The sequence below is a fragment of the Roseovarius maritimus genome, assembly GCF_043355895.2.
GTDB classification, from domain to species: domain Bacteria; phylum Pseudomonadota; class Alphaproteobacteria; order Rhodobacterales; family Rhodobacteraceae; genus Roseovarius; species Roseovarius maritimus.
In genome coordinates, this window is sequence record NZ_JBHFPF020000011.1 from 79,582 (window position 1) to 98,475 (window position 18,894).

At 61.0% G+C, this 18,894-nt stretch carries 18 protein-coding genes and 1 pseudogene; 15 read left to right on the forward strand and 4 right to left on the reverse strand.

Annotated elements, in window-relative coordinates; all coding sequences use genetic code 11:
* Positions 1-295 (reverse strand): GntR family transcriptional regulator (locus tag ACEWPM_RS16640; protein WP_420768033.1); only part of this gene is annotated, 295 nt, incomplete at its 3' end.
* Positions 296-471: 176 nt separating this feature from the next.
* Here ACEWPM_RS16640 and ACEWPM_RS16645 point away from each other — a divergent pair.
* The 4 genes from ACEWPM_RS16645 to ACEWPM_RS16660 are packed head-to-tail and all read left to right on the forward strand — an operon-like array spanning position 472 to position 5,285.
* Positions 472-2,163 carry a thiamine pyrophosphate-binding protein gene (locus tag ACEWPM_RS16645; protein ID WP_393963983.1) on the forward strand — a complete coding sequence of 564 codons (1,692 nt, stop codon included), beginning with the start codon at positions 472-474 and terminating at the stop codon, positions 2,161-2,163.
* 60 nt (positions 2,164-2,223) lie between these two features.
* Entirely contained in the window at positions 2,224-3,207 is a 984-nt protein-coding gene (locus tag ACEWPM_RS16650) for a tripartite tricarboxylate transporter substrate binding protein (protein ID WP_420768034.1), read from the forward strand.
* A gap of 60 nt (positions 3,208-3,267) precedes the next feature.
* Positions 3,268-3,780 (forward strand): tripartite tricarboxylate transporter TctB family protein, encoded by a 513-nt coding sequence (locus tag ACEWPM_RS16655; RefSeq protein WP_393963981.1) that lies wholly within the window; start codon positions 3,268-3,270, stop codon positions 3,778-3,780.
* Entirely contained in the window at positions 3,735-5,285 is a 1,551-nt protein-coding gene (locus ACEWPM_RS16660) for a tripartite tricarboxylate transporter permease (protein WP_393963980.1), read from the forward strand. Before ACEWPM_RS16655 ends, ACEWPM_RS16660 begins: the two co-directional genes overlap by 46 nt.
* Before the next feature lie 156 nt (positions 5,286-5,441).
* Here the strand turns inward: ACEWPM_RS16660 and ACEWPM_RS16665 are convergent.
* Positions 5,442-5,669, reverse strand: a pseudogene (locus tag ACEWPM_RS16665) (hypothetical protein); the annotation flags it as partial.
* Positions 5,670-5,692: 23 nt separating this feature from the next.
* Between ACEWPM_RS16665 and ACEWPM_RS16670 the strand changes: the two are divergent.
* The 4 genes from ACEWPM_RS16670 to ACEWPM_RS16685 all read left to right on the forward strand — a co-directional run bounded on the left by ACEWPM_RS16670 (position 5,693) and on the right by ACEWPM_RS16685 (position 7,686).
* On the forward strand, positions 5,693-6,091 hold the full coding sequence (locus ACEWPM_RS16670) for a VOC family protein (RefSeq protein WP_393963987.1): 399 nt from the start codon (positions 5,693-5,695) through the stop codon (positions 6,089-6,091).
* Between the two features lie 21 nt (positions 6,092-6,112).
* Positions 6,113-6,331 carry a hypothetical protein gene (locus tag ACEWPM_RS16675; RefSeq protein WP_393963979.1) on the forward strand — a complete coding sequence of 73 codons (219 nt, stop codon included), beginning with the start codon at positions 6,113-6,115 and terminating at the stop codon, positions 6,329-6,331.
* A gap of 155 nt (positions 6,332-6,486) precedes the next feature.
* Complete coding sequence (locus tag ACEWPM_RS16680) at positions 6,487-7,224, forward strand: IS110 family transposase (protein ID WP_393963978.1); 738 nt, start codon at positions 6,487-6,489, stop codon at positions 7,222-7,224.
* Positions 7,225-7,230: 6 nt separating this feature from the next.
* Complete coding sequence (locus tag ACEWPM_RS16685) at positions 7,231-7,686, forward strand: transposase (RefSeq protein ID WP_393963977.1); 456 nt, start codon at positions 7,231-7,233, stop codon at positions 7,684-7,686.
* A gap of 9 nt (positions 7,687-7,695) precedes the next feature.
* Here the strand turns inward: ACEWPM_RS16685 and ACEWPM_RS16690 are convergent, their stop codons facing one another.
* Positions 7,696-8,994 (reverse strand): NAD(P)/FAD-dependent oxidoreductase, encoded by a 1,299-nt coding sequence (locus ACEWPM_RS16690; RefSeq protein WP_393963976.1) that lies wholly within the window; start codon positions 8,992-8,994, stop codon positions 7,696-7,698.
* Between the two features lie 207 nt (positions 8,995-9,201).
* Between ACEWPM_RS16690 and ACEWPM_RS16695 the strand changes: the two genes are divergently transcribed.
* From ACEWPM_RS16695 to ACEWPM_RS16710, 4 genes are all read left to right on the forward strand, one after another.
* A complete protein-coding gene (locus ACEWPM_RS16695; protein ID WP_393963975.1) occupies positions 9,202-9,822 on the forward strand; it encodes a cupin domain-containing protein in 621 nt (206 codons plus the stop codon).
* 6 nt (positions 9,823-9,828) lie between these two features.
* On the forward strand, positions 9,829-11,304 hold the full coding sequence (locus ACEWPM_RS16700) for an FAD-dependent oxidoreductase (RefSeq protein ID WP_393963974.1): 1,476 nt from the start codon (positions 9,829-9,831) through the stop codon (positions 11,302-11,304).
* Positions 11,301-12,476, forward strand: coding sequence for an NAD(P)/FAD-dependent oxidoreductase (locus tag ACEWPM_RS16705; protein WP_393963973.1), 1,176 nt, complete (start codon positions 11,301-11,303; stop codon positions 12,474-12,476). Before ACEWPM_RS16700 ends, ACEWPM_RS16705 begins: the two co-directional genes overlap by 4 nt.
* Positions 12,477-12,680: 204 nt before the next feature.
* Positions 12,681-14,237: an ABC transporter substrate-binding protein gene (locus tag ACEWPM_RS16710; protein ID WP_393963972.1), complete on the forward strand. Its 1,557-nt coding sequence runs from the start codon at positions 12,681-12,683 to the stop codon at positions 14,235-14,237.
* 597 nt (positions 14,238-14,834) lie between these two features.
* Here ACEWPM_RS16710 and ACEWPM_RS16715 read toward each other — a convergent pair.
* Positions 14,835-15,752 (reverse strand): LysR family transcriptional regulator, encoded by a 918-nt coding sequence (locus ACEWPM_RS16715; RefSeq protein ID WP_393963971.1) that lies wholly within the window; start codon positions 15,750-15,752, stop codon positions 14,835-14,837.
* A gap of 140 nt (positions 15,753-15,892) precedes the next feature.
* On the opposite strand from ACEWPM_RS16715, the gene ACEWPM_RS16720 reads away from it, so the two are divergent.
* Genes ACEWPM_RS16720 through ACEWPM_RS16730 form a run of 3 tightly spaced genes read left to right on the forward strand, consistent with a single transcriptional unit; the run spans position 15,893 to position 18,889 of the window.
* Complete coding sequence (locus ACEWPM_RS16720; RefSeq protein ID WP_393963970.1) at positions 15,893-16,861, forward strand: Bug family tripartite tricarboxylate transporter substrate binding protein; 969 nt, start codon at positions 15,893-15,895, stop codon at positions 16,859-16,861.
* A gap of 22 nt (positions 16,862-16,883) precedes the next feature.
* Complete coding sequence (locus tag ACEWPM_RS16725; protein ID WP_393963969.1) at positions 16,884-17,390, forward strand: tripartite tricarboxylate transporter TctB family protein; 507 nt, start codon at positions 16,884-16,886, stop codon at positions 17,388-17,390.
* 8 nt (positions 17,391-17,398) lie between these two features.
* Positions 17,399-18,889: a tripartite tricarboxylate transporter permease gene (locus ACEWPM_RS16730; RefSeq protein ID WP_393963968.1), complete on the forward strand. Its 1,491-nt coding sequence runs from the start codon at positions 17,399-17,401 to the stop codon at positions 18,887-18,889.
* Positions 18,890-18,894: the final 5 nt, after the last annotated feature.

The following is an 18,894-nucleotide window of genomic DNA, read 5'->3' on the forward strand; positions in this document are numbered from 1 at the left end:
CCCGCCGCGCGGCAAGGCGCGCGGCCTCGGCCTCGATTGCTGTGCGTGCCTCGTAGAGATCCATGATCTCTGCAGGGTTGAGTGATCGGCAGTGAAACCCCAGACCGCGCCGGAACGTGAGAAATCCCTCGGCGGTCAGCCGGTTCAGCGCCTCGCGCAGCGGTGTGCGGCTGATCGTTAGCCGGGCGGAAATGGCGACCTCGTTCAGCCGCTCATCGGGCTTTATCTCGAAGCTGGCGACCATTTCCTTGAGCGTGCGATAGGCGCGGTCGACGGCGCTTGTGTCTCCAGTCATGCGAATGTCCTTGCAGCCGGTCCCGATACGGGGCCGTCCACCGCAGGCTAGACGGTGCAGCAAAAATGGCAATTGATTTGCACACAAATCTGCATATTCTGATGTATACAGTTGGACAGAGTGCGGACACTCCGGCTTGTCGCGCCTGTGGCGCGCTGCGACCAAAGGAGCAATGGATGAGTAATTCGATGACCGGCGCGCAGGCCATGGTGCGCAGCCTCGAGGCCCACGGCGTACGCCATCTCTTTGGCCTCTGCGGCGATACCACGCTGCCGTTCTATGATGCGATGCTTCAGCTGGATCATCCGATCCAGCACATCCTGACCCGCGACGAGCGCAGCGCGACCTACATGGCCGACGCGTATTCGCGCGTCACCGGGCGTCCCGGCGTGTGCGAGGGGCCGTCGGGCGGTGGGGCCACCTACATTCTGCCGGGTCTGATCGAAGCCAGCGAAAGCTCTTATGCGGTGCTGGGCATCACCAGCGACGTTTCGGTGGCAAGCTACGGGCGCTATCCGCTGACCGAAGTGGATCAGGAGGCGCTGATGGCCCCGCTGACCAAGTGGAACACGGTCATCAAGCGCGCCGACCACATCCCGCGCATGGTGCGCAAGGCGTTCCGCGCGATGACCACCGGGCGCTCCGGGGCGGCGCATCTGGGCCTGCCCTATGACATTCAGTATGACGATGTTCCCGTGGAGGATGTCTGGGCGGACCCGCAGCTTGCCAGTTATCCCGCCTATCGCACGGGTCCCGAGCAAGGCGCGGTGGAGGCGGCGCTGGATGCCATCCTCTCGGCGAAATCCCCTCTGATCGTCTGCGGTGGCGGCGTTGTCATATCGGGCGGGATGGACGCGCTGCAGCGTCTGGTCGAGCGCCTGGGCATCACCGTGGCCACTTCGATCTCGGGGCAGGGGAGCTTGGCCGAGACGCATCCCAATTGCCTTGGCGTTGTCGGTTCGAACGGTGGCACCGACGAGACGTGGGAGGCGATGGCCGCTGCCGATCTGGTGGTATTCATGGGATGCCGCGCGGGCAGCACAACCACATCGCGCTGGGAAGCGCCTGAGCCCGGCACCCGGGTGGTGCATTGCGACGTCGATCCGATGGTGATCGGGGCGGTGCTGCCGACCGAGGTGGGCGTCGTCGGCGATCTGCGCATGACGCTGGACGCGATGAATGCCGAGCTGGACAGGCGCGGGCAGGGCAGTGCCACCTTCGGCGGCGCGGCGGCGGTGGCCGACATCCACCAGCGCAAGTTCGACAAGTTCCACAAGCTCGCCGCCTCAGACGAGGCGCCCATCCGGCCCGAGCGCATCATCGCCACGCTTCAGCGCGTGCTGCCTGAGGATGCCACGATCGTGTCGGACCCCGGCACGTCCTGCCCCTATATGTCATCCTACTATCAGCTGCCCAAACCGGGCCGCCATTTCATCACCAACCGCGCGCATGGCGCTTTGGGCTATGCGCTGTCGGCTTCGCTGGGCGCATGGTTCGGCAGGCCCGAGAGCAAGGTCGTCGGCCTGATGGGCGATGGCTCTTTCGGCTTCACCTGCGGCGAGCTTGAGACCGTGACGCGCTGCCGCGCGCCTATCACCTATATCGTCTTTTCCAACTCGAATTTCGGGTGGATCAAGGCCAGCCAGCATGACGATTGCGGCGGGCGCTACTATAACGTCGACTTTGGCCGGGTCGATCAGGCTGCGGTCGCCGCTGCCTACGGCGTCAAATCGTGGAAGGTCGAAGATCCGGCCAAACTGGAGGACGTGCTGCGCGAGGCGATCGCCCATGACGGGCCCACGCTGGTGGACATCGTCTGCCAGCCGCTGGAAGAGGCCAAGGCACCTGTCCGCCGCTGGATGGGCTGACGAAAGGCGCTTCGGGCGTTCCGGGCGCGCATGACGACCAACAGGGAAAAGGACAGAATGATGATGAATTTCACACGAAGAACAGCCGCACTGGCGGCACTGGCGCTTGCACTGCCCTTCGGGGGCGCGTCGGCGCAGGATTATCCCACCAAGGATCTCACGCACATCATGCCCTGGGGCGCGGGCGGCGGCACCGATACCGTGATGCGCACCTTCATGAACTTCGCTGAGCAGACGCTGGGCGCGGGCATCAACACGCAAAACATCAAGGGCGCGCAATCCGGCATCGGCACGCTGCGCCTGATGAAGGCGCGGCCCGATGGCTATACCATCGGCTCGCTTACCTGGGACAGCGTCATTACGGTGCCCTATTATGATTTGGTGCCTGGCTATGACACCGATCAGCTGACCTATCTCGGCTCGGTCACCGTGCATCCTACGGTTCTGGCCGTGAATGCGGATTCGCCCTACGAGACGCTTGAAGACTTCGTGACAGCCGCCAAGGACGCGCCCGGCACGCTGTCGATCTCGAACGTGGGCAGCGGCGGCGTTTGGCACCTGCCCGCGCTCGATCTGGCTGCGGCGACGGGCATCGAGGTGAACCATGTGCCCTATCCCGACGGCTCCGGCCCGCAGCGCGAGGCACTGCTGTCGGGCGAGACGGACGCGGCATCGCTGAGCGCTTCGGCCGTCTATGCGGCCGTGGAATCGGGACAGGCCCGCGTTCTGGGTGTCATGGGGACCGAGCGCAGCGAATTCCTGCCCGACGTGCCGACGATGCAGGAGCAGGGCTATGACGTGGTCTGGGGCAGCTTCCGCCTGATCGCCGCGCCCAAGGGGATCGACCCCGCGCAGCAGGAGGTTCTGGAAGCGGCCTTCGCGGAGGTGTTCGAGCTGCCCGAGTTCCAGGCCCGCGCGGAGGAGACCGCGATGGGCGCCGTCTACATGAACGGGGCCGAGACCACCGAATATGTGCAGGCATCGCAGGAAAAAGCGTTTGCCCTGATCGACGATCTGGTCGAGCAAGGCATCCTTGAGAAGTAAGACAGCGGCAGGGCGCGGAATGATCGCGCCCCGCCATTTGCCAGCCTCGGAATCTCGCTCATGCCCCTCTTTGCCCGTCCGATAAACGGCCAAGCGATCTTCGCGGTCCTGCTGCTGGTCCTGACCACGGTTTACGCCACGCAGATCCCCAAGCTGGGCCTGCCGTTTGAAAACGGGGTGGAGCCGGGCGCGTCCTTTCTGCCGATCGTGCTAAGCGCGATCATGTATCTCTGCGCCGGGCGCATGATGATAGCGGAGTTCCGGCGCGAGGCCATTGAGGCCGCACCGCACATGCCATCGGATCACATACCGCGTATCGAGCTGACAGGGCCGCTGCTCGTGGTCGTCTTCACCATCGGCTTCGCCGCGGGGCTCGAGCGCGTGGGCTACTTCGTCGCGGCGGGGAGCTATACCTTTGCCGTCGCACTCTATTTCAATTGTGAAGAAAGCGGGCGCATCCTGCACGCGCTCCTTCTGTCGGCGGCGACGTCAGTGGCTCTCACGCTCTTTGGGTGGCTCTTCTTTGAGTGGCTCTTCGAGCTGTCGCTGCCGGGCTGGAGCATTGGGGCATGATGGGCGAGATCGCCGGCGGCTTCGGCACGCTGTTCACGCTCTGGCCGTTTCTCTACCTCGTCGGCGGGTTCCTTCTGGGCCTTCTCTTCGGGGCGATCCCCGGCCTGACGGCGACGCTGGCCATCGCGCTCCTCTTGCCATTCACCTTCGGAATGGAAGTGACGAACGCGCTGGTGATGGTGATGGGCATCTACATGTCCGGCATCTATGCAGGCTCGATCACCGGGATCACGCTGAACATTCCGGGCGCGCCCTCGGGGGCCATCACCAGTATCGACGGCCATGCTTTGATGAAGCAGGGGCACGGCGCACAGGCGCTCAGCCTCGATGCGTTCGCTTCATCGGTGGGGGGCATGATCGGCGCACTGGTGCTGATGCTACTGGCCGAGCCGATCGCCAATCTGGCGCTTCTGCTGCAAACGCCTGACAAATTCTCGCTGGTGTTGCTCGCAGTCGTGACGGTCACGGTGGTCTCGCGCGGGTCGATCTGGAAGGCGACCATCTCGATGACGCTGGGCCTGATGATCTCGACCGTGGGAATTGATCCGATGGTGCCCAAGGGCCGCTTCGATTTCGGCAGCTATCATCTGGTCGAGGGGATCGGCCTTCTGCCCGCCGTCATCGGCCTCTTTGCGATCTGCGAATTGCTGGTGCAGGCCGCCACGCCCGCCCGCGCCGCCCATGGCGAGGCCGTGGCCGACATGCCCAGGCTGCGCCACCGCGATTTCGTCCCGAATTTCAGCATCATCCGCGAGATCGGCGCATGGCTCTATGTCAAAAGCTCGGTCATCGGCGTGCTGATCGGAATGCTGCCCGGCGGCGGTGCCGCGATGGCATCCTTCATCGCCTATGCCGAGGCCAAGCGCACGGCCAAGCATCCCGAGAAGTTTGGCGACGGCTCGCACGAGGGGCTGGCCGCATCGGAAGCCGCCAACAACGCGATGTGTGGCGGCGCGATCATCCCGCTTTTGACGCTGGGCATCCCAGGCGATGCGGTGACGGCGGTGATCTTCGGCGTGTTCCTGATCCACGGGCTGGTGCCCGGCCCCGGACTTCTGACGAACAGCGCCGACGTGATCGCGCCGATGTTCGCGGCGCTCTTCGTCGCCAGCATCTTCGTGATGGTCTCGCTCATGGTGTTCGGCCCGTTCTACCTGAAGCTCGCGCGTATCAATCGCGGCATACTCTATGCCTTCATCGCCATGATCTCGATGGCGGGCGTTTATGCCTCGTCCTTTTCGGGCTTCCAGATGTGGATGGCGCTGGCTATCGGCGTTTTCGCCTTCGTGCTGCGCCGGTTCGACTATCCGGTAGTGCCGATGCTGATGGGCGTGATCCTGGGCTCGTATTTGGAGGAGTTCCTGCGGCGCTCGCTGATCGTGTCGAAGGGTGATCCGCTGATCTTCCTGACGCGCCCGGCCAGTCTGATCTTTTTGATAGCGATGCTTGGTTTCATCTGGCTCCTGCGGCTGAGGCCGGGCGTGCGGAAGCCTGTCTCGGATTAGTCAGGACTGCTGCAGTGTGAGCGATACTTTAACCGCGAGTCCTATTGGTTTTGAGGGCAGGGGGACTCTTTTGCACAAAGCCGTTGCTGATCGGACTTTCCCTTTCCCCGAAAGGATTCATCCCACAGCGTCTGTGACCGGGATGCCAAGGGCGGTTTAGCCGTTCATGACGGCGATGCGTCCCTAGATTTCTGCAACTTGACGGTCGAAGTCCCGCGCCATGCGCTGCCGGGTAGTGGTTTGCCTATAATCCACGAGAGGGAGGCGCTGCCCCAGCAGTTGCACGCAGTGCATCTTTGTCTCGACGCGGCTTCGGCGATGGTATCCGCTCCAGTTTCGCCAAATCAAGCGGCCAAGGTATTTGGACGCCGCGCGGGCATCATTCGCTGGGCTCGATCAATAATCTCGTGCTCGATCCGGCCAGCTATCTGGAGCTGGTGGGTGCGCCTGCAAGCGGCACGCAGCGGCAGGGGGTGCTGGACATCGCCAATGGCCTTAGCGGTCTGGTGTTTCCCACGGATTACGCCAAGGCGACATATGCGCGCCTGACCAACGCCGGTTTTGCCCCGCAAGAGCCGATCCTGCAGGAGCGGCTCGTCGAAACAGGCGGCACCACCCGGCAGGCACGATTTCGGAACGTGCGCATGGCGGCAGCCGAGTTCCCCGCTGGGCACGTCTATTTCTGCCAGCATCTAACGCCGAATCTCGTGTGGCGGGATGAATGGCTGGCGAATCCCAACGGGTTTCGCGATATCGGCGCTGTCACGATCACTGATCCCGACCCAAAGCGCGAGGCCGCGCGCTAGACATCGGGCGGGCTTGCGCGCGTGGCGGTTGTCCAAGCTGGCGCGGATGATAATCAGGGCGCTGATCCCGCACGGCCATCGGGCGGGTCGGACCCAGTCATTCTCGGTGACATATTCACGCCAGAGCGGGTCAGTGCGACGCGCGGGGCGTTGATGGATGCCGCCCCCGGTTCGATTCAGGAAGAAATCGAGCTGCCGATCCTCTTCGTTATCGATGCTCTCATTACCGACGGCACCTAGATCTATTTGCAGGCCAAGCCGGATAAACATGATAGCACGCCGGTAGACGGGCAGAAAACACGTTTTGCGCGCGAGATGGCGGGCGGTTTCATGAGCGACGTGGTGATGGGGGATCGTCAAGTTGCGGGGCAACTCACTTGGCGGTAGGTATCCTCATGACTAAACCCAAGCAATCTGGTGCCTTTTCAGGTCACCGTTTTCCACCTGAGATTATCGCATACGCCGTCTGGGCCTATCATCGATTTTCCATGAGTTTCCGTGATTTTGAGGATCTGTTAACCGCACGCGGTGTTGTGGTCAGCTACGAGACTATCCGCGCTTGGGTTCCGAAATTCGGGTTGCAATATGCCAAGGCAATCCGCCGAGATCGACCTAAAGTGGCAGACAAGTGCCACCTGGACGAAGGCGTCCTTCCGATAATAGATGCATCACGCGATTGGCTGGACGGTTTCTGTCTTCCGGATCAGAAACGATTCAGGCACCCGAATACAGCGGAGGGACACAATGCGCTGATCGCAATGATCTGGCAAATACCCCGTCAGGTCAAAGTTGGCTTCGAGGCTACGGGTGGCCATGAATGGGTGCTCTGGACGGAACTCGCCGCCGCAGGAATTGTCGCTGCCCAGCTTTCTCCTGCACAGATCAAGGCGTTCGCTTTATCTCGGGGCACGCGGGCGAAGACGGACCGGATCGATGCAGAACTCATCGCACGTTTCATGGCATTCAGACCTGATGTTGGACGAGATCTGCCAGCTGCAAACCTGCGTATTCTCAGGACTTTGACGACGCGGAGAAGGCAGCTGGTCGATATGCGCAAGAGGCTCAAAGCTCAGATCGGCGCTCGCAGGAAGCAGGGTGTATCTGCCGAAACCGAGGGCATGGATCATGATTAATAAAACGTGCTCGACGAACAGATCGCTGTCCTCGAACGAAGGATCGAAAACGTTATTGGACAGACGGAGCCACTTGCCGCCAGGGCGAACCTGCTCCGTTCAATCCCTGGAATTGGGCCCGTATCTGCAGCGATGTTGATCGCTGAATTGCCTGAACTCGGCCGAATGACATCAGGCGAAGCCGCTGCCATCACCGGCCTCGCGCCAGTCCCACATCACAGCGGGGCGACGCGAGGCAGGAGAATGATCGCCGGCGGACGACGGTCTGTGCGACATGTGCTGTTCCAAGCTGCGCTCGCTGCCGACTGTCACAATCCAGCTCTCAAGCCCGTTGCACGGCGACTCAAAGAGCGTGGAAAACAGTACAAGGTGGTCATTATCGCAATCGCGCGAAAATTGGTGACAATCGCCAACGCGATCATCAAAACCAGCAAGCCCTGGAAGATTCAGCACGGCGAATAAACACAGTTGCTAGCTGAAATACGTGTCGATCATCTGATAATAGATAATCGATGGCGCAAGAAACCATGGTGTTCCGCGATACAGCGGTGCCGTCTTGAAGGGCAGGTTGTAGATTGCGGGCGCAGGTTCGTTCACGCCTGCGACTTGGCGGGCAATCCGGTTGCCATAGTAGGCCGACGTGGCGATCCCCGAGCCACAGTATCCCAGCGCAAAGTGAATCCCTTCCCGACATCCGATATGCGCCATGTGGTCAAAGGTATAGCCAACCTTGCCGTACCAATTATGCGTCACGCCGATCCCCTCCAATTGCGGGAAAATATCCGTCATCATCCCGTGAAGTTGCGGCAAACATGCCTGCGGGCTGACCTCGGACAGGGCGGCGCGCCCTCCGAATAACAGGCGCTTGCGATCTGGCGAATAGCGATAATAAACGACGACCTTTCTTGAGTCGACAATGTTTCGCCCGTTTGGCATCAGCGTTGTCTGCTGTTCTGGCGTCAATTCCCGTGTCGCCAGCATATAGGTGCCGATTGGAATAATCCGACGCCGCCCCCACGGAAATACGGGCGATGTATAACCGTTGGTTGCGACCAGTACATGCCGTGACGCGACAGATCCCTTGGAAGTTTTTGTACTGAAGCCAACAGACCTCTTTTCGATAGACAACGCGTCAGCCTGTTCGACAACCGTCACACCACCCCTCAAGGCACGCGACAAAAGAGCAGCGTGCAGTTTACCGGGATGAACGGCAAACAGATCATGATTCACGATGCCGCCAAAGTACCGGTCCGAGCCTATTTCAGATCGCTGATCCCGACGCTGGATAACCGAGTACCTGTAAGGCGACTGTGCGGCCGAACGTTCGACAAATTCCGAGAGCAGGCGGAACTGCTTTTCGGAATGGGCCCCTTGAAACCTACCGGAGGGTTGATAGCCAACATCCAGATCGGGATCGCAAACCAGCCCTCTCAGATACTCAACAGCGTCATAGGCGTCTCGGTAAATGCGATCTGCAATTTCTGCCCCAAGGCGGCGTGACAATTTTCCTAAAGACGGCTTCATGCCATCCGAGACCTGGCCGCCGTTGCGGCTTGAACAACCCGCCCCCATCAACTCGCGATCCACCACCGTTACGGACAACCCCAGTCGGCGGGCCTCGATCGCTGCTGAGAGGCCGGTGTACCCCGCGCCGATAATCAACAGATCAGCCGAGCCTGACAGGTGCTCACTGGTCGGTGGATAGACTGTATCCTCCATCCAGTAAGGCGTGCCCCGAAGCATTGATGCCGTAGTTTTATGTTGTGTCATTTTCTTTCCAATTGCGCCTTGGCCGAGCCGTCCCAGACCCTCAGCCCCGAGATTATCCTGACAAATTTCAGATCTTGGCGATCAGCCTGGACACCGGTCACCCGACTGTTTGGATCAGGCTAAACCTTTGCAAATTTCTTGACTAGCGAAATTTTTACGTTACAAGCGAAATTGGAGTTACAGCCAGATTGAAAGATTGGGGCACGCGTGAGCAAGCCGACTGCAGATACGCAAAAACAAGCAACACCTGACCGCGCCGACGCCAATCAGGGCGAGCACACGCCGCCCTACGCCATCGGCAAGGTGATCCGCCAACGCCGCAAAGAGATCGGCAGTACACTTGAACATGTAGCTTCGGTCGCCGGTATCGGCACTGGATTTCTCAGCGACATAGAACGCAACAAGGCCTCGCCATCGGTGGCGACACTCTTCAAAATTTGCGATGCCTTGGGCATTTCCATCGGCTCATTGTTTCAAAGCGATCAATCTGTTTTCGTACAAGCCGACAAGCGGGAAAGCATGAGTTACGGCGGCCAGAACATCCTGTTTCAACTGCTCAATTCCAGAAATTCACGCTCAATCTCGGCCGTTCTGGGTGAGCTGGCACCAAATGCGCGGTCGGGCGAGGACATGCATGTCCTACAGTCCGATGAGCAGTTCATCTTTGTCATCAAAGGCGAGATGATCTGGGAATTCGAGGATCACAGTTATCACCTGCGCGAAGGTGATGCCCTCACCATAGATCCCACCCGCAAGCACCGCTATTTCAATCCCTCTTGCGAGACATCCTGCCAAACCCTTTGCATCATCTCTCCGCCGCCAAAGTGACTGCATATGACACATCCCCCCCAACGTCTGCCGCATATTTCACGTGATCCAGTCACCATCTTCTGGAATGGCACGCCCGTCCGGGGCCTGAACGGCGATACCATTGCCGCGACATTGTATTCGCAGGGCTTCCACGACTTCACTCGGTCACGCAAATTCCACCACCCCCGCGGCCTGTCAGGCAGTTTCACCGCGGGGCATCTGGCATCGGTACAGGGTCTGCCGCACTGTCGTCTGGATCGCGTGGACACGACCGACGGCCTGCACGTCGAGATGGAAAATGTTTGGCCATCGTCCAAGGTTGATCTGCTGAACGTTGCCCGTCTGATCCCGCGCAAGATGGTCCGCGCCGGGTTTGAACATCCGCGTTTTATTCCCGACGGGTCAGTTGCATGGCGGCTTTGGGAAAAGCTTCTTTGGACCATCGCAGGCGAGGCCCATCCCCCCGCGCCTGACGGCGGCTCTGCAATTGCGGGGCGGCGTATGGCGTGTGACACATTGGTCATCGGCGGGGGGCCGGCAGGGTTGGAGGCGGCGCGATCTGCCACGGGCGACGTCGTCCTTGTGACACGGTCGCGCGACTTAGGCGGTATGGCCTTCGGCACTGATGCCGTTTCCCAGAAGCTGCCCGACACGGTGACGGTTCTCAGCGACCATGAGGTCTATGGTCTGTTCGATCACGGACGTATCGCCATGGCGGCGGCCAACGACCCAGAGCAGCCCGGCGTCCTGATCGAGGCCGGACAGGTCATTCTGGCGACCGGGCAACGCTCGGTTCCGCCTTTGGTGTCGGGCGCGGCCCTGCCCGGCGTGCTGGATGCCCGCACTGCGCTGCATCTTGCGGCCAGACATGGCGTCGTACCGGGACGGCAGGTGGTGGTCATCGGAACGCCCGCGGGGCGCAAGGTCGCAGACCGGCTGTCGGCGTTGGGCTGTACCATTGTGGACTTCATCGACGTGACTCAGGTCGACCGGATCGAGGGGCGCGCGTCCGTCTCCGCAGTACGCGTCGGGGGGCGCAGACTGGCCTGTGATGCGATTGTCCACGCTGGCCCCTGGCGATCCGATCCGTCGCTGCCGTTTCAGGCGGGGGCTGATGGCGATTTGCGCCTGATGGCGGGCGCCTTGCCCGATCACGTCACGCTAGCGGGCAGTTGCGCCACCCCCGACGAACCAATCTCGTTCGGTCGCGCACTGGACCGGCGCGCGCTGGTGTGCCCATGCATGGACGTGACGGTTGATGAAATTCTGGACATGGTCGATTCGGGCATCTCGCATGTCGAAGAACTGAAGCGGCGCACGACATGTGGCATGGGCACCTGCCAAGGCGTGCCTTGTTGGGATTATCTGGCCGCAGTTGTCGCGCAGGCAACCGGACGCAGCGTTGCGCAGATCGGCCACCCGACCCACCGACCACCACGCGCCGCGCTGACCATTGGGCAGGCCGCCGGACTGGTCGATGTTACGGAGGTTGACCCATGACCGCGAACCTGCCCAAACACTGCGAGATCGTCATCATCGGCGCGGGAATCCAAGGGCTGCTGCTGGCCTTCAATTTGCTTGAACGCGGAAAACGCGACATTCTGGTGCTGGACGCCGGCTATTGGCAGGGCGGCGCGTCCGGGCGCAATGGAACACTGGTGCGCAGCGGATTTTCATCGCCGGAATGGATCGGGCTGTTTCATCATTCTGTTGAACAGTGGAAGGGGCTGTCGGCGCGTCTGGGCCGAAACGTGATGTATACGCGCCGGGGCTATTCCGTCATTGGTGAATCCGAAAAAACCCGTGCGATGCTGGACACGGCCCACAAAAACCAGAAGGCGGCGGGGGTCAACTCCGAGCTACTGAGCCAAAAACGTCTGCAACAGGTTCTGCCAGCGATCAAACACCGCAACGTCACCGGGGCAATCCATCTGAAGGATGGCGGCACCGCGCCGCATCACGCAGTGATGAAGGCCGCGCTGGACGTCGTGCGCGCACGCGGCATTCAAGTGCACTATCAGACTGCGGTGACAGGTCTGGAGACATCGGCGGGCCGGGTCTCTGCCGTGCTGGTCGGGGATCAGCGGATCGAGGCCGATCTTACGGTCATTGCCGCGGGCGGTCAGTCCACCGATCTGGCCCAAATGGCCGGCGTCGACATCGAGGCCATGCCGTTCAGAATCGAAGCCGCAGCAACCGAGCCGCTGCGCCCGCTGATATATCCGGCCATCGCGCTGGTGGATCGCATGACCTATCTGCATCAAACCGCGCGCGGCGAAATCGTTGGCGGCAGTGAATTGCCGGGCGAAAGCGCCAAGCGCAATCTCAAGTCCACGCCCTATGTTCTTCCACGCTATTGCAAGCACCTGCTGGAAACATTTCCTCAGCTGCGCAACCTGCGAATTCTGCGTCAGTGGTCCGGCTATCTGCACCCTGCCCCTGATGGCGGGCCACTTCTGGGGCCGCATCCCGATATTGGCGACCTGTGGCTGTCCGCCGGCTGGACTTATGGCATTGCGGGCGGGCCCGGCGCAGCCGACCTGATGGCCAAGGCCATCGCCACCGGAGACATCGACAGCCGCATGGCCGCCTTTTCAGTGGATCGGTTCCGCCGGGGCAAACCCTGCATGGAGGCATCCGCCGTCATCGATAACGCCAGCGCCGCGACGTGATGCGATAGCCCGACTTCAGGAGACCGCTTGATGACACTGAACGTAGGCAAGACCACGCACCCGGCACACAAAACATCGCGCCCTTAGGCGCAGCCATCAATCACAAGACGGTCCAATCAGCCTCTGACGACCAGCCACGACACGGATACGGCGTGGCGTGTCTCTAACCGAAACTTATAAGAACACCCAACAAGGAGAACCACCATGTCACTGATAAAAGGCGGATTTCTAAATCGTCGCGGACTTTTGAAATCGGTAGCGGCCAGTGCGGTTGCCGCGACACTTCCAATAAGGGGCGCGATGGCCGCGCCCCGGCGGGGTGGGCATTTGCGGGCGGCCAAAGGCCACGGCGAAACGACCGATACTCTGGATCCGGGCCAATGGACCAACGGGTACGAAATGGCGCTGTCCTTCGCGATCCATGGACGCCTTACAGAGGTTGCCGCTGACGGCTCTCTTTTGCCGGAGCTTGGCGAAAGCTGGGAGGCGTCATCAGATGCAACCGAGTGGCGCTTCAAGATACGCCAGGGCGTGACGTTCCATGATGGAAAGCCGCTGACGGTGGAGGATGTGGTGGCATCCATCAATCATCACCGGGGCAAGGATTCGACCTCGGGTGCGGGGCCTATCGTCGAGCCGATTGCGGACGTGACGATCGAAGGCAACGACACGGTCGTCTTCACACTGTCCGGCGGGAACGCCGATTTCCCTTTCATCCTGTCCGACTATCACCTGACCATTCACCCGGCCACGGGTGACGGCATCGACTGGCGTTCCGGCAACGGCTGCGGCAGCTATATCCTGAAGCATTTTCAGCCCGGCGTGACAGCGAAATTCGAACGCAACCCGAACCACTGGCGCAACGACGTGGCCTGGCTGGACAGTTGCGAGATGCTGTCGATCGTCGATCAGAATGCGCGCATGTCCGCGTTGGTCTCAGGTGACGTGCAGGCCATCGACCGTGTCGATTTGAAAACTGCAGCGCTGTTGGCGCGCAAGCCCGGCGTCAGCGTCGAATCTGTCGCCGGCACACAACACTATACTTTCGCAATGTCCACAAACCGGGATCCCTACACTGACAACAACATCCGGCAGGCCTTGAAATACGCGATCAATCGCGAGGAATTGGTTGAAAAGATTCTGTTCGGCTATGGCTCGGTCGGGAACGACCACCCGATCAGCGCGGGCCAACGCTTTTACAACTCCGAGCTGGAGCAGAAAACCTATGATCCCGACAAGGCCCGCTACTTCTTGAAACAGGCGGGGTTGGACCGGCTTGAGGTCGCCTTGCATAGCTCCGAAGCGGCGTTCTCGGGCGCGGTGGATGCCGGCGTTCTCTATCAGAACTCGGCCAAGGAGGCCGGTATCGACCTCAAGGTCGTGCGCGAAGCAAAAGACGGCTACTGGTCTGACGTGTGGATGAAGAAACCTTTTTCTGCCGTGTACTGGGGCGGTCGCCCGGTTGAGGATCAGATGTTCTCGACCGCCTATAAATGCGGCGCGGCCTGGAACGACAGTTTTTGGTGCAATGATCGCTTCGAGGACCTTCTGGTGGCGGCCCGTGCGGAACTGGACCAAGTCAAGCGTCGCAGCATGTACTGGGAGATTCAGGATATTGTGGCCAACCAAGGCGGCGTTGTCATACCGATGTTTGCCAAATACGTTTCAGCCATCGGAGACACTGTCGCCCATGGCAAAATGGCGTCGAACTGGGAAATGGACGGCGAGCGGTGGATGGAGCGCTGGTGGCTGAAGTCCTGAACACCGAATGACATGCCGCCCTTGATTGTAGGGCGCGAAAACGGTTCCGGCCGATGTGGATTGGCCGGGATTACCTCAGGTCGGGTGTGGTGCGTTCACATGTTGCACACCGGCAGTTGCCCCGACCACGCACGCGGGCCGTCCCGCTTTCCGCCGCGCGCATTGCGGCCAGCGAAGGCAAAGGAGCCATCTTTGCGCCTCTGGCTATACGCGGGACAGGGGGGCTGCGCGCCGGTGGCCTCCCGGCTGAGCGCTTGGAGCGCTTGCTCAAGGGAATCGATAGGTCGCCCGGCGACTAAAACCAAGTATACATATCCCAGCGTGACGTGCGCCTACAGATGGGCGGGTGAACATCGGCTGGATTCGAAAAACCTCATCCTGATCGATTGAGTTAGCAAGAGTGATTTGCAAGGCACGCGAACTTCACCTTTCCCCTCTTGAAAGCATGGTGATGCGGTTTCTCACTTAAAAGTCTCCCCAGCCGACACAGTCCGGCCATGCACCGCCAAGACCGCAGATAATTTCTGATATCCGAACTGCCAGACCACGTCGATGACCCTAGGAAGCTCGGCGCACGTCTTTCGGGACAACCATCTTCTACTCTACGCTGGGACCGACGACACCCGACGACTTCAGATCCTCCACTTCGGTGCGCACGGCATCGGCGAAAGCCGCAACGATGCCTGGGACTTGGCCTGCCGGAGTAAAGAGCGCGATTTCCCATGATATCGAAGGTATGAGAGGGCGCGAGACGACGTCGGTGCCCTTCAACAGCAATTCGGCGATCGGGTCGATCAGCGCGATCCCCGTGCCACGCTCGACCAGCCCGCAGACGCCGCGGAGGTGACGCATCTCGGCGGCGATGTTGCGCTGGATGGCGATGGACTGCATCAGGTTGTCCACGCGGGTACGCAGGGGGCTACCGCGCGCCAGTTCGACGAAAGTCTCGGAGCGGAGGCGGGGCAGGGGAATCGGCCCGCCGGTGTTCAAGGGATGATCCGCGCGCATGATGCAGCGCGCCTCGCAATGGGCCAGCGGCGTGACCTTTGCCCCGGTGCCGTCCGTGTCCAGAGTTATCCCAAGGCCGAGGTGGCACGAATTCTCGGCGATCATGCGGAGCATGTCCTCCAGCCCAACATCGACGATTCGTACGCCGACGCGTGGATGGTCACGCTTGAAGGCCGCAACGGCGTCCAGAAGAAATGTGTCACAAAATATGGGCTGCGCGGCGACAACGATGTTTCCGCGCTGTAGGTTGGCGATATCCTGCGCATCCTGTTCCAGTCCCCGCAAGAGGTTCAGCGTAGTGGCCACCGTCTCGTAGAATAGCCACGCCTCTTCTGTGGGCATCAATCGATTGCGGCTGCGTTGAAAAAGGGCAAACCCGACGCGTTCCTCGAGCGCTGCCAATAGGCGGCTGACCAGCGGCTGACCCACGTCCATCGCCTCGGCGGCCTTGCGGGTACCGCCATGACGCATGAAGGCGTCGAACGCCTCCAATTCTCGCAATTTCATGCTGCGCTCCCGCTAACTGAGTATGCCGTTTATGCATACTGGGGCCAAAATTTGTCAAATGCAGAATACTGTGAGACGCTCTGAAGCCGCAACGTTCATGAAACTGCGCGGCCCATGCGGCCGCCAAAAGGGAGAGAGACATGAAACGCATTTTGACAGGTATTGCAGTCGCTGCCGCCATGGTGGCAGGCACGGCGCAGGCTCAGGACTATCCCGATCAGGCGGTCACGCTGGTTGTGCCCTACGGCCCTGGTGGCGCCTCGGATCTTGCGGGTCGGGCCTTGGCCGAATCGGCGCGCGATTATCTAGGCCAGCCCATCACCGTCCAGAACAAGCCGGGCGCGGGTGGCATGACCGGCGCGGGTTTTGTGTCAGACGCCGAACCAGATGGTTACACCCTTTTGCTGGCCCGTGTCGGCATGGCACTTACACCTGCCGTCAATCCGCAGGCATCGGTCGAATGGGATGCCTATACATTCATCGGTGCGCTGGAGGCGACGCCGATGATTTTGGCCGTCAAAGGCGACGCACCCTATGAGGGTGTCGACGATCTGGTCAAAGCCATCAAAGAGGCCGATGGCCGCATGACCTACGCCGCCTCGGGGGCGACTGCGATCGACGGATTCACCGTGCAGGCACTCTTGTCGGATTCCGGCATGGACCCGCTGACGGCGGCCACGCTGGTGCCTTATAAAGGTGGCGGCGCGCTTGCCACGGCCCTGTTGGGCGGGCATGTCGATTTTCTGGCAATCTCGGCCGGATCGCTGATGCCGCATATCGAGAGCGGCGACATGAAGCCGTTGATGGTTTTTGCGCCCAAGCGCATGGAAAAGCTGCCGGATGTGCCGACTGCCTCTGAGCTTGGCTATGAGCAGGCTGGCCAGATCACTGGCTGGAGCGCGCTTTACGGTCCCAAAGGTCTGCCGGAGGATGTCGTCGCCACTTGGGACGGGGTTCTGGACAAGGTTGCGGGCAATGAGCAGTGGCTGACGCTGGCCGAGCGCCGCGGCTCCATCTCGACCGTAGGCGAAAAGGACATGCCGGCCTATGCCGAGGAGCAGTACAAGCTGTTCAACGGTCTCGCCAAGAAATTCGGCTACATCGAATAAGCACGAAAGGTTGGGCGCGATCATGTGGACAGGGATCCTGCGAGGACTTTCGGTATCGGCGTTTTTCGCCATCGTGTTGTTCGTGCTGATCCCGGTGCATGTGCCGCGCCCAGCCTTCATTCCCGGCTTTGCGCCGCCGCCCGACATGTGGCCGCGCACGATCTCGATCGTGGGGATCCTCTTAGGTCTGATCGTGGCCGTCATGGCTTGGACCAGCCGCGTCGCGCGGCCGGTGCCGGACCCTGAAAAGCAGGCAGCGGGCGGAGCGGGCCCGGCCATCCTGCTCGGCAGGTTCGCTATTTCACTGGTCGCGTTTGCCGCGTTCATCCTGCTGGTTCCGCTGATTGGCTTCGTGCTGTCGGCGATCCTGCTGACCGCTGCTGCGATAGTTCTGGCTGGAGAGAGGCGGCGCCTTGTCTGGGCGATTGTCGTGGCGGTGATCCTTCCGATCTGCCTGTCGCTCTTCTTCAATTCCGCGCTCGGCACGCAATTTCCCAAGGGGCAGTATCTGTCCCTTCCCGGCTTGTGAGACGATAAATGCTGAACGAAATCCTTCAGGCGCTTCAGGCTGTCGCCACGCTGCAGAACTTCCTCATCATGGCTGCGGGTATCTGGGGTGGCGTGATCATCGGCGCAATTCCCGGCATGACCGGGACGATGGCCGTTACGCTGGCGCTGCCCTTCACGTTCTACATGCAGCCGGTCCCGTCGATCCTTCTTCTGGTCGCTCTCTACAAGGGCTCGACCTATGGCGGCTCGGTCTCGGCCATTCTCATCAAGACCCCCGGCACCGCCTCGGCGGCCTGCACGGCGCTGGACGGCTATCCGCTGGCGCGGCAAGGCAAGGCGGGCAAGGCGCTGAATATGGCGCTCTATTCGTCCGTGATCGGGGATTTCCTTTCGAATATCTCGTTGATCTTTCTCGCCGCGCCCTTGGCCATTCTGGCGCTGCGTGTCGGACCGCCAGAGTATTTCATGCTGATGGTTTTCGCCCTGACGACTGTTGCGGGTGTGTCGGGCAATTCGTTGCTTCTCGGTCTCGTCTCGGCCTGCCTCGGTCTGCTGCTGGCGACGGTGGGGGAGGACATGTACGGCTCCTTCCGCTTTGCGATGACGGACGACATGCAGGCGGGATTGTCGGTGGCGCCGGTGCTGATCGGCCTTTTCGCGCTGCCCGAGTTGATGAAGCTGATCGTGTTCCGCAACCCGCCCAAGAACGATGCGATGCAACTGGGCGACAACCGCGTCAGCGGCCGCGAATTCCGCGCCTCGATCAAGTCGATCATTCGCGGCAGCGGCATCGGGATCATTCTGGGCGCGATCCCAGGTATCGGCCCTTCGGCGGCCGCGTTCTTTTCCTACGGCGAAGCGCAAAGATCGTCCAAAAACTCTGCCAATTTCGGCAAGGGTGAGCTGGAAGGCGTTGCTGCCTCGGAATCCGCGAACAATGGCGCATGCGGAGCGACGATGATCCCGCTCCTGGCGCTTGGCGTGCCGGGCGATGTGATTACCGGCGTCATGCTGGGCGCCTTCATGATCCAGGGCCTCACGCCCGGGCCGCTGCTTTTCCAGACGAATATCCATGAAGTCTACATGCTGTTCATCGGCATGATGGTCTCGTCCATCTTTCTGTTCGTGGCGGGCAAGGCGACGATGCGCATGTTTTCCTACGTGGCCGAGATACCCGCGACGCTGCTGACATCTGCCGTCCTGGTCCTGTGCCTCTTCGGGATCTATTCGATTTCCAGCAGCATGTTCGACGTGACCATCCTTCTGGTCATGGGTGTCGTCGGCTTTGGAATGTTCCTGCTCGACATTCCCGCCGCACCGTTCCTGATCGCCTTCATCCTCGGTCCGATGATCGAGGAGAACATGCGCCGTGCGCTGGCGATCTCCCGGGGCGACGCGTCGGTGTTCATGTCCTCGCCCATCACTTGGATCTTTGCGGCGTTGATCGTCTTCGTCATCGGCCTGACGTTCCGACGCGAAGTCGCCAAGGCTCGCCAGAAAAAAGAAAGTAGAGAATGAAGGAC